Genomic DNA, 14,542 nt, shown 5'->3' with positions numbered 1-14,542 from the left:
ACAGGGTTACGAATTTACCTTAACCCAAGCGATTCGGGAGCCGTGGTTAAGAAATGGTTGATTTTCATACGTTCTTGCGCAAATCTGCGTTGCATAGACCGAAGACGAAGCCGGCACGAGGGTAGACTGCCCGGCTCGATCCGAAAAATACCCCATGATGCTCAGGTCCGCCGCATCTCCTGGGTCCGTGGGGTCGGCCGGCCGGCGCTGGCACATAGTGGCCTCCTCGTACCGCTGCCAAACGCCGACCGGCCCCCTTTTTTCGCAGAAACACACGCAGCATTGCGCGGGGCCGAAGCCTCACGACTTCCTCATCTTGGGGTCAAGCTCAAGGATGACGAAGCGATGGGCGTACCCGCAAACAAAAACGCCGCCCGGAGGGCGGCGCTTCGACGTTTCAGGATAAACCAGATTACTTGATCTTGGTTTCCTTGAACTCGACGTGCTTCTTGGCGATCGGGTCGTACTTGCGGAACGACAGCTTGTCCGTCTTGGTGCGGCTGTTCTTGCTGGTCACGTAGAAGAAACCGGTGTCGGCGGTCGACAGAAGCTTGATCTTGATGTTTGCGGCTTTGGCCATGATGTTCGTCCGTTAATGTTCGTGGAGTTTTGGCCGCTGGAGCACGGGGAAAACACCCGGACGCGGGAAACTTGGCGCGACACATAAAGAACGCGCCCGGAAAGTCAAGCCCGCGAGGCTCCGGGGATGATCCCGAGTTTCGGCGCATGAGCCATGGCTCATGGGAGGATGGACGGCTGGTCGATCGCCCAAAGCCATGTCCCGTCGCCTTGCCGGCGGGCAATTTCCACAGTCACCGTGCCATCGGCAAGGCGCGTGGAGGTGAGCGCCAAATCTCCGTTGACGACAGCCGGACGCTGATCTCCAAGCTCAAACTTTGGCCCCGCGGCCACCAACTTGGCGTAGAAGCCGCGGATGGCGTCTCTGCCGCGCGCCAACTGTCCGCCACCGATATCGAGGATGGCATCGGGCTCGTAGAGAGCCGCCATGCCTTCCGCATCTCCCGCCTGCTGGCGAAAAACCAACAGCCTCGCCAGATCCTGGGGATCGCGTGCCGGTTTGCGGTTTGCCTCGTCATTCATCGGCGACTTTCCAAACGCTGCCAGCCTCCGGTGTCACTCCGCTGCGACCGATTCCGGTCGCGGCACCGCGCCGGGCCGATGCCGATCGGTTTTCCAGTCGCCGGTCGTATTCCACCAGCGGTTGGGATTGGTACGGTCATCGAGGCCCTTGGAGCGGCTGGTCAGCAACGGCTGGATTCGGATCACCGGCTCCTCATAGGAGTGAGCCTGGAATATGGCCTCGACGACGCGCGCGGCAAGCGCCTGGTCGTCGGGCAGCTCGAACGACACCTCGACGGTGCCCGGCCGCCGGCGCAACTCGATCTCGGCGCCCGCGGCAGCCCCTTCGAGCGTCCGGTAGCGCTCGATGCCTTGCGCCGACTGGTAGGCGTTGCCGTCATACCTGCCCGTGCGCAGCGGCGTGATCGCCACGACCGCCTCCATGATGCGCTCGACATCGGCCGCCGGCGCCTGGAAGCTGACAAGCAGAAGGAGTTCCATCCTGAGGGATCTGGTTTCAAAGCCGCTGTCGATCATTGGTCTTTCCTCGCTCTTCCTGCGTTGGAACGAGGGTATAGCAGGGTCCCTGCTGACACGGTGATGTCAGGATAGGACGACGTCAGGCGGCTTTTTGCGCTAAGCGCGTCGCGATCTTTCAGATTCGCTCCATGCGCTTTAGGTTTTGATTTTTACGCATGTCTTTATCCCGAAACCGGTTCCCACTTTCGGGAGACATGCTTAGAGAATCTTTCGCACCAGCCTGACGCAGACCAGCAGCATATAGGCGGCAAAGAACAGCGCGAGCGACCAGCCGAAGCCGGAGGGGCCGAAGGCATCCATGCCGATGCCGATCGCCTGTGGGCCGATCACCATGCCGACGCCGTAGCAGAGCACGAAGGCGGCGTTGGCGGAGGCGAGCTCGTGACCGGAGAGCTGGGAGCCCAGATGCGCAAGGCCGATCGTGTACATGGCCGCGACCACGCCGCCCCAGACGAACAGAAGGGCCGCCATCAGGTGCCAGTTCTGGGCGAAGAAAGGCATGAACACAGTTCCGATGAGACCGACCGTGGCGCAGGCCAGAAGCAGGTAGCGGCGGTCGGAGACGCGGTCGCTGATCATGCCGATCGGGATCTGCAACAGCACGTTGCCGAGACCGATCATCGTCAGGAGCAGTGCCGCGTCGGCCTCCGAATAGCCGATACGGCTGCCATAGACCGGGAACAGCGAAAAGCCGCCGGTCTCGACGGCGCCGAACACCAGCACCGCGAAGGTCGCGGTCGGCACCATCCAGATATAGCGCAGGAAATGGCTGGTCTCGCCGTCAGCGACGATCGCCGGGCTCTCGTTGCGGGCCGCCAGCACTGGAATAGCTGCGAGCGTCACCAGCGCAATGGTGACGCCGAACGGCAGGAAGCCGCTCGAGCCGAGATGCGCGAACAGCCAGGGACCGGCAGCGAAGCCCAGGGAAAGCACCGTGGCGTAGATACCGAGCACAAGGCCGCGGCGATGCGGCGGGGCCGAGGTGCTGATCCAGAATTCCGACAGGATGAAGAGCACCGTCAGTGAGATATGCAGCGCGACGCGGAGCGGGAACCACATCCAGAAATCCGGCGCGAAATGGAAGCCGACAAAAGCAAGCGCGCCGACGGCGATCATCAAAAGCATGGTCCAGGCGACGCCGAGCCGCATGGCAAGCGGCGTGGCGAGCGGCGCGCCGGCGATCGAGGCGAGGCCGGCGACCGCGGTGTTGAGGCCGATCATCGAGGCCGAATGGCCGCGCGTTTCGAGGATGACGCTGAGCAGCGGCATGCCGAGGCCGATGGCGATGCCGACCACGCTGATCGAGGAGATCGCCGCGATCATCGGCAAGCAGTGTACGCGTTCGTCGCCCTTTTGCTGGGTATCGACCGTCATGGATATGGATGCTCTGCTTCTAAAGGACTTCGCGGACGAAGCGGTTTCGGATGAGCCGGAAGAACGGCACGGCACCGCCCGGACGCAGCAAGGGATCGTGGGCGAGCCGTTTTTGCAGTTCTTCCAGGATCATGCGGGTAATATCGGGAATGTCGGCCTTGCGCGCCTCGGCGAGCGGCAGCCAGACGAGCTCTTCCAACTCGTTGGTCGGGCCGCCGTCCGGCAACTCCACGGCGACGTCCTCACGCCAGGCGCTGAAGAAGCGCGTGTCGAAACGGCGCACGCGGTTGGGCGGGGTGATGGCGCGGGCGATGAAGCGCAGGGCGTCCAGCGACGGTACGACGCCGTGGTCGACGAAACCCTGCCAGTCGCGCTTGGCGGTCGCGAACGGGCCCTTGCGGCCGATCAGCAGGCCGGCTTCCTCATAGGTCTCACGGATTGCCGACATGGCGATGGCACGTGCCCGCGCGGCGCTCGCGCGGCCGGGGCCGCTGGCGAGCCTTGCCTGTTCCTCGGCGTGCAATGGGGCGGCGACGGGAATGCGGCTGTCGGCAGGGTCGGTGCGGCCGCCGGGGAAGACGAATTTCCCTGGCATGAAGGCATGACCGGCATGACGCCGGCCCATCAGCACGAGAACGTCGCTGCCGCTCCGATCAAGCAGGATCAAGGTTGCGGCATCGCGCGGACGAAGCGGCCGGCCGCCGTGCACGGCCAAGCCTTTATCGAGCTTGTCGATATCCGCCTTGGTCATTCCTTCCATGCGCCCGACCTAGCGGAAACTTCTCGAATGCGAAAGTGGCTTGCGTGTTCGGGCCTTTGCACCAGCCCCGGACGAAACGTCGCTGCCGGAGCAATTCCAGCCAAAGGGCGCAGCGGTTTTCCGTTCGGAATTTCGTAAAAACAAATTTGCCGCTCTAAACCTGGGAATGCGGCTCGAACTCGTCCTTCTCGCCGCCGAAGCCGTGCATATAGAGCGCCCATTGCAGGCCGATGACGGCGCCTTTAACCGGCTGCAGCAGCGCAATGGCCAGTCCAAAGGTCAGCGGCACCCAGATCAGCGCGTGCTGCCACAGCGTGAGCGTCGAGGTCGCTTCCACAGTCATGAAGGCGCCAACCACGATGTGGCCGACGATGACGATCACCAGATAGGCGGGAAGGTCGTCGGCGCGGTGGTGATGCAGCTCCTCGCCGCAGACACTGCATTTGTCGACGGGCTTGGTGAAGGCGCGGAACAGCTTGCCTTCGCCACAATGCGGGCAGCGCCCGAGCAGGCCGCGCTTGATTGCCGTCCACAGCGGACGCGCGACGCGGCCCGAATGATGCTCGCCGCCGAAAACCTGTTCTTCCATGCCCTTCGGCATCATCTTCTCCTGCCGCGGGGCCCGAAACGCGACTGCGACGCGCGGGCGCGGCCCTTGGCCTTGTAGAACGACCGTCGCGAACCAGGCAGCGGCTTCGGGTCGCTCAGCATCTCGAAACGCATCGCGCCGGCCATTGGCGCGACCTCGAGCAATCGAACCTCGACGCGGTCGGCAAGCTGATAGCCCTTGCCGGTGCGTTCTCCGAACAGCGATCGAGCGGTTTCGTCGTAGATATAGTAATCGCCGTCGAGGCTTGACACTGGAATAAAGCCATCAGCGCCGTACTGCGGCAATTGGACAAAGAGTCCCGCCTTGGTGACGCCGGAGATGCGCGCGTCGAAAGTGTCGTTGATGCGCTCGGCGAGGTAAGCCGCGATCAGGCGGTCGACCGTATCGCGTTCGGCGGCCATGGCGCGGCGCTCGGTGGCCGAGATCAACGCGCCGACCTCTTCCAGCCGATCCGCCTCCTGCTGCGTCAGGCCGCCGGGGCCGAGGCCGAGCGCGGCAATCAGTCCGCGATGCACGATGAGATCCGCATAGCGGCGGATCGGCGAGGTGAAATGCGCGTAACGCCTGAGATTGAGGCCGAAATGGCCGATGTTCTTCGGCGAATATTCGGCCTGGCTCTGCGAGCGCAGCACCACCTCGTTGACCAGCGCCTCGTTGTCGGCGCCGCGCACCCGCTCCAGAATGCCGTTGAACTGCCCCGGCCGCATCTGCGTGCCGCGCGCCAGCGACAGGCCAAGTGTATGCAGGAATTCGCGCAGCGATTCCTGCTTGGCTAGCGAAGGTGCGTCATGAATCCGATAGACCAGCGGCTCCTTCTTGCCCTCAAGCGTCTCCGCGGCCGCGACATTGGCCTGGATCATGAACTCCTCGATCAGCTTGTGGGCGTCGAGGCGCTCCGGCACGACGACACGGTCGACGGTGCGGTCCGGCTTGAGCAGGATCTTGCGTTCCGGCAGCTCAAGTTCCAGCGGCTGGCGGCTGTCGCGGCCGCGCTTGAGCACCGCATAGGCGTCCCATAGCGGCTTGAGAACCCGATCGAGGATCGGCCCTGTCTTGTCGTCCGGCGCGCCATCGATCGCCGCCTGCGCCTGCGGATAGGCGAGCTTGGCCGCCGACTTCATCATGACGCGGTGGAAGGCGTGCCTGAGCTTGCGGCCTTCGGCGGAAAAGGTCATGCGCACGGCGATGGCCGGCCGGTCCTCGCCTTCGCGCAGCGAGCAGAGGTCGTTGGAGATGCGCTCCGGTAGCATCGGCACGACGCGGTCCGGGAAATAGACCGAATTGCCGCGCTTCAGCGCTTCGCGGTCGAGCGGCGTGCCGAAGCGGACATAGGCCGCGACATCGGCGATCGCCACCGTGACGATGACGCCGCCGGAGTTCTTCTCGTCGGTATCCGGCGCGGCGAAGACCGCGTCGTCATGGTCCTTGGCGTCGGCCGGATCGATGGTGATCAGCGGCAGGTCACGCCAGTCCTCACGGCCGGCAAGCGTCGCCGGCTTCATGGCGTCGGCTTCGCCGATCACGTCGGCAGGGAAGATATGCGGGATGTCGTGAGCGTGGATGGCGATCATCGAGATCGCCTTCTCGCTGGTCAGCGAACCCAGCACGGCGAGGACTTTGGCTCTGGGCAGTCCATAGCGGGATGCCCGGGCGGGCTCGACCTCGACCAGATCGCCGTTTTTGGCGCCGTTCTGGAATTCCTTGTCGACGATGAGTTCCGGCTGGCGCCGTTCCACCGGCTCGATGCGGAAAGTCCCGTCCTTCAGCACGCGGAAGACGCCGAGCACGGCTTCGCTGCGCCTCTCGAAGATCTTCATCACCCGCCCGGTGTAGGCGGGGCCGCCATAGACGGCACTTGCATCGTCGGTCGGGAAGGTCTTGGCGAGCACGCGGTCGCCGATGCCGGGGACGGGGCCGCTGGCGCCGCGCGGCATGCGGATGGCAATCACGGGCGGCGAGCCGGGACCGGTATATTCGCTCGGATTGGCCAGCAGCACGCCGTCGGCATCGCGACCGACAATGTCGAGCACGGCGACATGCGGCAGGGCGCCCGCGCGGGTGAGGCGTTTGCGTTCCTTTGTCAGCAGGCCTTCGTCCTGCAGGTCGCGCAGCAGGTCCTTCAGCCAGATGCGGTCCTCGCCGCGCAACGCGAAGGCCTTGGCGATCTCGCGTTTTCCGGAGCGGTCGGGGTTCTCGGCGATGTAGCGCAGGATTTCGTCGCGCGAGGGCCGGTAGTCGTCCTTGACCAGCTTGGCCCTCGTGTCGGCGCTGCGGGGATCGCCGTGGCTTCTTCCGGAGATCCTGCGCGCCACGTCCTGCTATCCTTTCTTCGCTGCCCTGCGGAACGGCTTCTTGCCGCCTCCGCCCTTGGCTTCCTTCTCGGCGATCAAGGCAAGCGCCTCTTCCATCGTCACCGATTGCGGATCCTTGCCTTTGGGCAGCGTCGCATTGATCTTGCCGTAATTGACATAGGGGCCGTAGCGGCCGTCGCGCACAACGATCTTGCCGCCGCCATCGGGATGGACGCCAAGTTCCTTCAACGCAGCCGGCGTGGCGCCGTTGCGGCCGCCCTTGCCCTTTTGCTGCTTCTCGGCGATCACCGAGACGGCACGGTTCAGCCCGATCGAGAAGACATCCTCGATGCTTTCCAGATTGGCGTAGGTGCCGTCGTGCAGCACGAAGGGCCCGTAGCGTCCAAGGCCGGCCGAGATCATCTTGCCGGTTTCCGGGTGCTTGCCGACGTCGCGGGGCAGCGACAGCAGCGCGATCGCCTTCTCATGGTCGATCGACTCGGCCGTCCAGCCCTTGGGCAGGCTCGAGCGCTTGGCGTCCTTGCCTTCGCCGCGCTGGATATAGGGCCCGAAACGGCCGCTGCGCAGCGTGATTTCTTCCGCCGTGTACGGATCCTTGCCGAGCAGCTTGACGCCGTCCTCGCCATTGCCGTTCTCGCCATTGGGATTGGCGGCGTCGCCAAGCTGGCGGGTGTAGGAGCATTCCGGATAGTTGGAGCAGCCGACGAAGGCGCCGAACTTGCCGAGCTTCAGCGACAGGTTGCCGGTGCCGCATTTCGGGCAGATGCGCGGATTCGAGCCGTCTTCCCGCGCAGGAAACACCAGCGGCGCCAATTCGTCGTTGAGGGCGTCGAGCACGTCGGAAACGCGCAGTTCCTTGATGTCGTCAACCGCGCCGGAAAAATCCTTCCAGAAGTCGCGCAGCACGTCCTTCCAGGCGAGCTTGCCGTCGGAGATCTCGTCGAGCTTTTCCTCGAGCGAGGCGGTGAAATCATATTCGACATAGCGCTCGAAGAAGCTTTCGAGGAAGGCCGAGAGCAGCCGGCCCTTGGCCTGTGGCACCAGCTTGCGGCGATCGATGGCGACGTAGTCGCGATCCTCCAGCGTCTTCAGGATCGCCGTGTAGGTGGACGGCCGGCCGATGCCGAGCTCTTCCAGCTTCTTGATCAGCGATGCCTCGGAGTAGCGCGGCGGCGGCTCGGTCGTGTGCTGGGTGGCGTTGATTGCCTCGCGGGCAAGCTGCTCGTTGGCGCGGATCTCGGGCAGGCGGCGGCTTTCCTCGTCCTCCGCGTCCTCGTCCTTCTGGTCGGTGTAGGCTGCAATGAAGCCGTCGAAGCGCACGACCGAGCCGACGGCGCGAAGCTCGGCGGTGCGGGCGCCGTTGACCGCCTCGATCTCGACCGTGGTGCGCTCGATCTCTGCCGGTTGCATCTGGCTGGCGATGGCGCGCTTCCAGATCAACTCGTAGAGCCGCGCCTGGTCGGCATCGAGATATTGCCTGACCGATGCCGGCGTGCGCTTGAAATCGGTCGGGCGGATCGCCTCGTGCGCTTCCTGCGCGTTCTTGGCCTTGACCGAATAATAGCGCGGCTTTTCAGGCAGGTATTTTGCGCCGAATTCGCTCGCGATGGCATCGCGCGCGGCCTCGATCGCCTCCGGCGCCATCTGCACGCCGTCGGTTCGCATATAGGTGATCAAGCCGGCGGTCTCGCCGCCGACATCCATGCCTTCATAGAGCTTCTGCGCCACCTGCATGGTGCGGTTGGCCGAGAAGCCGAGCCGCGAGGAGGCGGCCTGCTGCAGCGTCGAGGTGGTGAAGGGCGGGCCCGGATTGCGCTTGGTGGGCTTGGCTTCGACCGACAGCGCCTTGAAGGTCGCACCTTCCAGCATCGCCTTGATGTCGTCGGCCTGCGCCTTGTTGGCGATGTCGAGCTTCTGCAGCTTCTTGCCGGCATAGGCGGTCAGCCGCGCTTCAAAACTGTCGTTGCGCGGCGTGTTGAGGATGGCGGCGATCTGCCAGTATTCCTCACGGATGAAGCGCTCGATCTCGGATTCGCGGTCGCTGACGAGACGCAGCGCCACCGACTGCACACGGCCGGCGGAACGGGCGCCCGGCAGCTTGCGCCACAGCACCGGCGACAGCGTGAAGCCGACCAGATAATCGAGCGCGCGGCGGGCAAGGTAGGCATCGACCAGCGGCGCATCGATCTGGCGGGGGTTGGCCATGGCCTCGAGCACCGAAGCCTTGGTGATGGCATTGAAGACGACGCGGCTGACCGGCTTGTCCTTCAGCGCGCGCTTCTGCCTCAGCACTTCCAGCACATGCCAGGAAATCGCCTCGCCCTCGCGATCCGGGTCGGTGGCAAGGATCAGCCCGTCGGCGTCCTTGACCGCCTTGGCGATGTCGGCAAGCCGCTTGCCGGAAGCGGTGTCGACCGACCAGGACATGGCGAAGTCCTCGTCCGGGCGCACCGAGCCGTCTTTGGCCGGCAGATCGCGGACATGGCCGAACGAGGCCAGGACCTTATAGTTCTTGCCCAGATATTTGTTGATTGTCTTCGCCTTGGCCGGCGATTCGACGACGACGACGTCCATGAGGTCTCTTATCAGCTGTGAGGCGGCGGAAGAACTCCGCGGCGCACGACGAAATCCCACTCTTTTCGTCGCTCACATGGCCGTGCTTTTGCAATCGGTCAAGGGGAAGGAGCCAATTTGCGGATCCGCCGCCGGCGATACACTCTTAGAGTGTATGGCGAAGATCACATTTTTGGAGTGCGGCGGATCGTGCCAAGGCAGCGCCGTCAACGACGCAACTGGGAACGCAACGGGCTGGCTGCCGGCGGAAAGGCATCCGGCAGCCAGGAACGGAAAACTCAATCGGCCTTGGCGACGTGCCAGACGCCGGCAACGCCTTCGCCGCTCATGTCTCCAGCCTTCTTGTCCTTGACGAACCTGTAAAGCGGCTTGCCGTCATAGGCCCACATCCTGGTGCCGTCGGTACGTTTGACGACTGTCCATTCGCCGGTGGCCTTGGCGTTGGCCGCAGCCTTCAGCGGCAGCCAGTTGGCGGCGCATTTGTCGTAGCAGTTGGATTTGCCCTTCTCGTCCTTGTCATAGGTGTAGAGCGTCATACCCTTGGCATCGGTATAGATCTTGACGCCTCCGACAGTAGCCTCCTTCCATGCCTCGGCAGCATGGGACGCGGCGGTGCAGAGCAAAAGCGCCGCGAATCCGAGTGCAATCGATTTCATGACAATCTCCCTGAGAACAAGCACGCGGTAATCGCATGCTCACTCATTCAACGCATCAATGAGGTAATTTCTTCCTCGGCGAGGCGGCGACATGCCACACAATGGTGATTGGCATGGAGGCTTTTGCATCGCTATATCGGTGCCAACACAATCTGGGACTCATGAAAATGGCATTGGACATCGGCTATGTCAGCGCGGTCGGGGCCGGGGCGATCTCGTTCCTGTCCCCTTGCTTGCTGCCGCTGGTGCCGCCCTATCTCTGCTACATGGCCGGCGTCTCGGTCGACGATTTCCGCGGCAATCAGGGCGTGACGGCGCGCGAAGGCGCGCGCGGCGCGCTGCTTTATGCCTCTTTGGCCTTCGTGCTCGGCTTCTCCACCGTCTTTGTCGCGCTCGGCGCCGGCGCCTCGACCATCGGCCACCTGCTGCGCGTCTGGCAGGGACAACTGGCGATGGTTGCGGGGGCGCTGATCATCGTCATGGGCCTCAACTTCCTCGGCATATTGCGCATTCCGCTTTTGTCGCGCGAGGCGCGCTTCCAGTCGCAGGGCAAGCCCGCCAACATGATCGCCGCCTATGTCATGGGGCTGGCCTTCGCCTTCGGCTGGACGCCCTGCATCGGCCCGGTGCTGGGGCCTATCCTGACTTTAGCCGGCGGGCGCGAAACGGTGGGCGAGGGCGCGCTGCTGCTCGCCGCCTACTCGCTCGGCCTTGGCATTCCCTTCCTGATCGCGGCGCTGTTTTCCGGCGCCTTCATGCGCTTCCTCGGCAAATTCCGCGTCCATCTCGGCCGCGTCGAGCAGGCGATCGGCGCGCTGCTGGTCGTCGCCGGCGTGTTCTTCCTCACCGGTGGCGTGCAGAGCGCATCCTATTGGCTGTTGGAGAATTTCCCGGCGCTGGGAAGGTTGGGATAGGTTGCCGCGGCGGTATCAACTACGATCGAGCGCGGCGCTGGATAGTCGAGCTACTGATTAAAAGTCGGTTGCTCGAAGGTCTCACCGGAATTTAACCGCATTGGTAGACCATGCCGCCAATGCTAGATGGTGCCGATTCCTACTCTTTTTCGCACGGTTGCCCTTTCATGAGCCAGAGATCCTGCCTGTCCGTCATCCTCGCCGCCGGCGAGGGCACGCGCATGAAAAGCGCGATGCCCAAGGTGCTGCATGCCATTGCCGGCCTGCCGCTGGTGGCTCATGTGGTGAAAGCGGCGGAGGCCGCTGGAGCGACGGGCCTGGCGCTGGTGATCGGTCACGGCGCGGAAGAGATGCGCAAGGCGGCGCAGAAATTCGCGCCGAAGGCGGAGACCTTCGTGCAGGAGAAGCGGCTCGGCACCGCGCATGCCGTGCTTGCCGCGCGCGAAGCGATATCAAAGGGTTACGACGACATCCTCGTCATGTTCGGCGACACGCCGCTGATCGACGCGGGTGCCCTGGCGGCGGCGCGACAGAAGCTGTCGGAAGGGGCCGCCGTCGCAGTCATCGGCTTCCGCCCGCCCAATCCGACCGGCTACGGTCGGCTGATCGAGAAAGACGGCCGGTTGGTCGCCATCCGCGAGGAGAAGGACTGCTCCGAGGCGGAGAAGAAGATCGGCTTCTGCAATGCCGGGATGATGGCGGTGGCCGGCAAGCACGCGCTTCGGCTGCTTGATAAGGTCGGCAACAACAACGCCAAGGGCGAGTTCTATCTCACCGACATCGTCGAGATCGCCGGCGCGGAGGGCCTCGACGTGGTGGCCTCGGAGGCGAGTTTCGAGAGCGCGCTCGGCATCAACAACCGGGCCGAGCTCGCAGAGGCGGAGGCCATCTGGCAGGCGCGCCGGCGGCGCGAGGCGATGCTGTCCGGCGTGACGCTGATCGCGCCCGAAACGGTCTACTTCTCGCACGACACCGAGATCGGCGCCGATACGATCGTCGAGCCGAATGTCTGGTTCGGCCCGGGCGTGAAGATCGCCTCGGGCGCCAGGATCCACGCCTTCAGCCATATCGAAGGCGCAACGATTGCCTCCAACTGCGATGTCGGGCCGTTCGCGCGGCTGCGGCCGGGCGCCGATCTCAGGCAAAAGGCCAAGGTCGGCAATTTCTGCGAGGTCAAGCAGGCGACGATCGAGGAGGGCGCCAAGGTCAACCACCTCACCTATATCGGCGACGCGCGCGTCGGTGCTGCGGCAAATATCGGCGCCGGCACCATCACCTGCAATTACGATGGCTATTCGAAATTCTTCACCGACATCGGCGAGGGCGCCTTTGTCGGCTCGAACTCCTCGCTGGTGGCGCCTGTCACCATCGGCAAAGGTGGCTACGTCGCCTCGGGCAGCGTGATCACCGAAAGCGTGCCCGACGACGCGCTTGCCTTCGGCCGCGCCCGTCAGAAGACGCTGCCCGGCAAGGGCAAGGAGCTGCGGGAGCGGTTTGCTTCGGCCGCAACGGCGAAGAAAAAAGCCGCGGAATGATCGTCAAACGGGGTTTTCCGTGCCGGCGCCGCTGGCACCAACGATGAACAATCGAGGACCGCGCCGCGAAAAAACCAACCAATTGCGGTAACGGGATTGCAAGCGCGGCCTGTCATGGTGCATCGGTGCAAACACCGTTCCGCTGACACGGAACGAAACGCAAAGTGACTTTCGCGGCAGTCCGGCAATCCCTAGATAGCGCTGGTTTCTGCAGGGAATCGGGGGCAGCGCATGTGCGGTATCGTTGGAATTGTCGGCCGTTCGCAGGTCGCGCCGCTTATCGTCGATGCCCTGAAACGGCTGGAGTATCGCGGCTATGACTCGGCAGGCGTCGCCACCATCGAGAATGGGGCGCTCGGCCGCCGCCGCGCCGAGGGCAAACTGATCAACCTCGAGCGCCGGCTGAAGGAAGAGCCGCTCGACGGCACGATCGGCATCGGCCACACGCGCTGGGCCACGCATGGCGTGCCGAACGAGACCAACGCGCATCCGCATTTTTCCGACGGCGTTGCCGTCGTCCACAACGGCATCATCGAGAATTTCGCCGAGCTGCGCGATGAACTGACCCTCGACGGCTATGCGTTCTCCTCGCAGACCGACACGGAGGTCGTCGCCCATCTGGTGTCGTGCGAGATCGCCAAGGGGCTGAAGCCGGTCGAGGCCGCGCACCAGGCCCTGAAGCGGCTCTCGGGCGCCTTCGCGCTGGCGATCATGTTCAAGGGCGACGAGGACCTGATCGTCGGTGCCCGCAACGGCCCGCCATTGGCTGTCGGCCACGGCGCCGGCGAAATGTTCCTGGGCTCGGACGCGATCGCGCTGGCGCCCTTCACCAATTCCATCACCTATCTCGAGGATGGCGACTGGGCGGTGGTGCGCCGCAACAGCGTCGTCATCTACGACATCGACGGCAACCAGGTTGACCGCAAGCGTCAGCAGTCGCTGTCGACCAGCTTCATGGTCGACAAGGGCAACCGCCGCCACTTCATGGAAAAGGAAATCCATGAGCAGCCGGAGGTAATTTCGCACACGCTGGCGCACTATGTCGATTTCGTCTCCGGCGTGTCGAAGCCGCTCGACCTGCCCTTCGATTTCGCCAAGATCGGCCGCCTGGCGCTCTCGGCCTGCGGCACCGCCTATCTGGCCGGGCTGATCTCGAAATACTGGTTCGAGCGCTATGCGCGGCTGCCGGTCGACATCGATGTCGCCTCGGAATTCCGCTATCGCGAGATGCCGCTGTCGGCGAACGACGCGGCGTTCTTCATCTCGCAGTCGGGCGAGACGGCCGACACACTGGCCTCGCTGCGCTACTGCCGCCAGGCCGGCATGAAGATCGGCGCGGTCGTCAACGTGCGTGAATCGACCATGGCGCGCGAATCCGACGTCGTGCTGCCGACGCTTGCCGGGCCGGAAATCGGCGTCGCCTCGACCAAGGCGTTTACCTGCCAGCTGTCTGTGCTGGCTTCGCTCGCGGTGCGGGCGGGCGTGGCACGCGGAACGATCTCGCGCGATCAGGAGAAGCAACTGGTGCGCGAGCTTTCCGAGGCGCCGCGCTTTGCCACCCAGGTGCTGAAGCTCGACGAGCAGATCGAACGCATCTCGCGCGAGCTCTCCCGCTACAAGGACGTGCTCTATCTCGGCCGCGACACCAATTTCCCTTTGGCCATGGAAGGCGCGCTGAAGCTCAAGGAAATCTCCTACATCCACGCCGAAGGCTATGCCGGCGGCGAGCTGAAGCATGGGCCGATCGCGCTGATCGACGAGAACATGCCGGTGATCGTCATCGCGCCGCATGACCGCATCTTCGAAAAGACGGTGTCGAACATGCAGGAAGTGGCGGCGCGCGGCGGCAAGATCATCCTCATCACCGACGCCAAGGGCGCTGCCCAGGCAGGCATCAAGACGATGGAAACGATCATCCTGCCCGATGTGCCGGAAATCATTGCGCCGATCATCTATGCGCTGCCGATCCAGATGCTTGCGTATTTCACTGCCGTTTTCATGGGCACGGACGTCGACCAGCCGCGCAATTTGGCGAAGTCGGTGACGGTGGAGTAGCACCGTCACTGCTTGCTTCGCACACGGTAGTTCGAACTACAGCTGCCGATGGTCCCTTCTTTCGTCATCAACTCTGAGGAATCATGGCGTCCCGGAGCCTGGCATTTAGGGTGACGACGATCTTTCGCATGA

12 protein-coding genes are annotated in these 14,542 nt (G+C 64.0%); 3 read left to right on the top strand and 9 right to left on the bottom strand.

Going from position 1 to position 14,542, the window contains the following annotated elements:
* Positions 1–412: 412 nt before the first annotated feature.
* From rpmG to RFN30_RS30975, 9 genes are all read right to left on the bottom strand, one after another.
* Entirely contained in the window at positions 413–580 is a 168-nt protein-coding gene (gene rpmG / locus RFN30_RS31015; protein ID WP_040995604.1) for a 50S ribosomal protein L33, read from the bottom strand.
* Between the two features lie 158 nt (positions 581–738).
* Entirely contained in the window at positions 739–1,101 is a 363-nt protein-coding gene (locus tag RFN30_RS31010) for a YybH family protein (RefSeq protein WP_320265794.1), read from the bottom strand.
* A 33-nt stretch (positions 1,102–1,134) separates the two neighbouring features.
* The gene (locus RFN30_RS31005) at positions 1,135–1,617 is read right to left on the bottom strand and encodes a YqfO family protein (RefSeq protein WP_320265793.1); all 483 of its coding nucleotides are present in this window, start codon (positions 1,615–1,617) and stop codon (positions 1,135–1,137) included.
* A 201-nt stretch (positions 1,618–1,818) separates the two neighbouring features.
* Positions 1,819–2,994 (bottom strand): MFS transporter, encoded by a 1,176-nt coding sequence (locus tag RFN30_RS31000; protein ID WP_320265792.1) that lies wholly within the window; start codon positions 2,992–2,994, stop codon positions 1,819–1,821.
* Positions 2,995–3,013: 19 nt separating this feature from the next.
* Entirely contained in the window at positions 3,014–3,754 is a 741-nt protein-coding gene (locus tag RFN30_RS30995) for an NUDIX hydrolase (RefSeq protein ID WP_320265791.1), read from the bottom strand.
* A 154-nt stretch (positions 3,755–3,908) separates the two neighbouring features.
* Positions 3,909–4,355 carry a DUF983 domain-containing protein gene (locus RFN30_RS30990; protein ID WP_320265790.1) on the bottom strand — a complete coding sequence of 149 codons (447 nt, stop codon included), beginning with the start codon at positions 4,353–4,355 and terminating at the stop codon, positions 3,909–3,911.
* Positions 4,355–6,676: a ribonuclease R gene (gene rnr / locus RFN30_RS30985; protein WP_320265789.1), complete on the bottom strand. Its 2,322-nt coding sequence runs from the start codon at positions 6,674–6,676 to the stop codon at positions 4,355–4,357. The genes RFN30_RS30990 and rnr overlap by 1 nt, the downstream gene beginning before the upstream one ends.
* A gap of 6 nt (positions 6,677–6,682) precedes the next feature.
* A complete protein-coding gene (gene topA / locus RFN30_RS30980; RefSeq protein ID WP_320265788.1) occupies positions 6,683–9,250 on the bottom strand; it encodes a type I DNA topoisomerase in 2,568 nt (855 codons plus the stop codon).
* Between the two features lie 278 nt (positions 9,251–9,528).
* Positions 9,529–9,906 carry a COG4315 family predicted lipoprotein gene (locus RFN30_RS30975; protein ID WP_320265787.1) on the bottom strand — a complete coding sequence of 126 codons (378 nt, stop codon included), beginning with the start codon at positions 9,904–9,906 and terminating at the stop codon, positions 9,529–9,531.
* 167 nt (positions 9,907–10,073) lie between these two features.
* On the opposite strand from RFN30_RS30975, the gene RFN30_RS30970 reads away from it, so the two are divergent.
* The 3 genes from RFN30_RS30970 to glmS all read left to right on the top strand — a co-directional run bounded on the left by RFN30_RS30970 (position 10,074) and on the right by glmS (position 14,410).
* Positions 10,074–10,820, top strand: coding sequence for a cytochrome c biogenesis CcdA family protein (locus tag RFN30_RS30970; RefSeq protein WP_430694633.1), 747 nt, complete (start codon positions 10,074–10,076; stop codon positions 10,818–10,820).
* 167 nt (positions 10,821–10,987) lie between these two features.
* Entirely contained in the window at positions 10,988–12,355 is a 1,368-nt protein-coding gene (gene glmU, locus RFN30_RS30965; RefSeq protein ID WP_320265785.1) for a bifunctional UDP-N-acetylglucosamine diphosphorylase/glucosamine-1-phosphate N-acetyltransferase GlmU, read from the top strand.
* Positions 12,356–12,586: 231 nt separating this feature from the next.
* Positions 12,587–14,410 carry a glutamine--fructose-6-phosphate transaminase (isomerizing) gene (gene glmS, locus RFN30_RS30960; RefSeq protein ID WP_320265784.1) on the top strand — a complete coding sequence of 608 codons (1,824 nt, stop codon included), beginning with the start codon at positions 12,587–12,589 and terminating at the stop codon, positions 14,408–14,410.
* Positions 14,411–14,542 lie beyond the last annotated feature (132 nt).

The sequence above is a fragment of the Mesorhizobium dulcispinae genome, from assembly GCF_033977345.1.
Taxonomy (GTDB): domain Bacteria; phylum Pseudomonadota; class Alphaproteobacteria; order Rhizobiales; family Rhizobiaceae; genus Mesorhizobium; species Mesorhizobium dulcispinae.
This window is presented reverse-complemented; position numbering and strand designations above follow the sequence as displayed.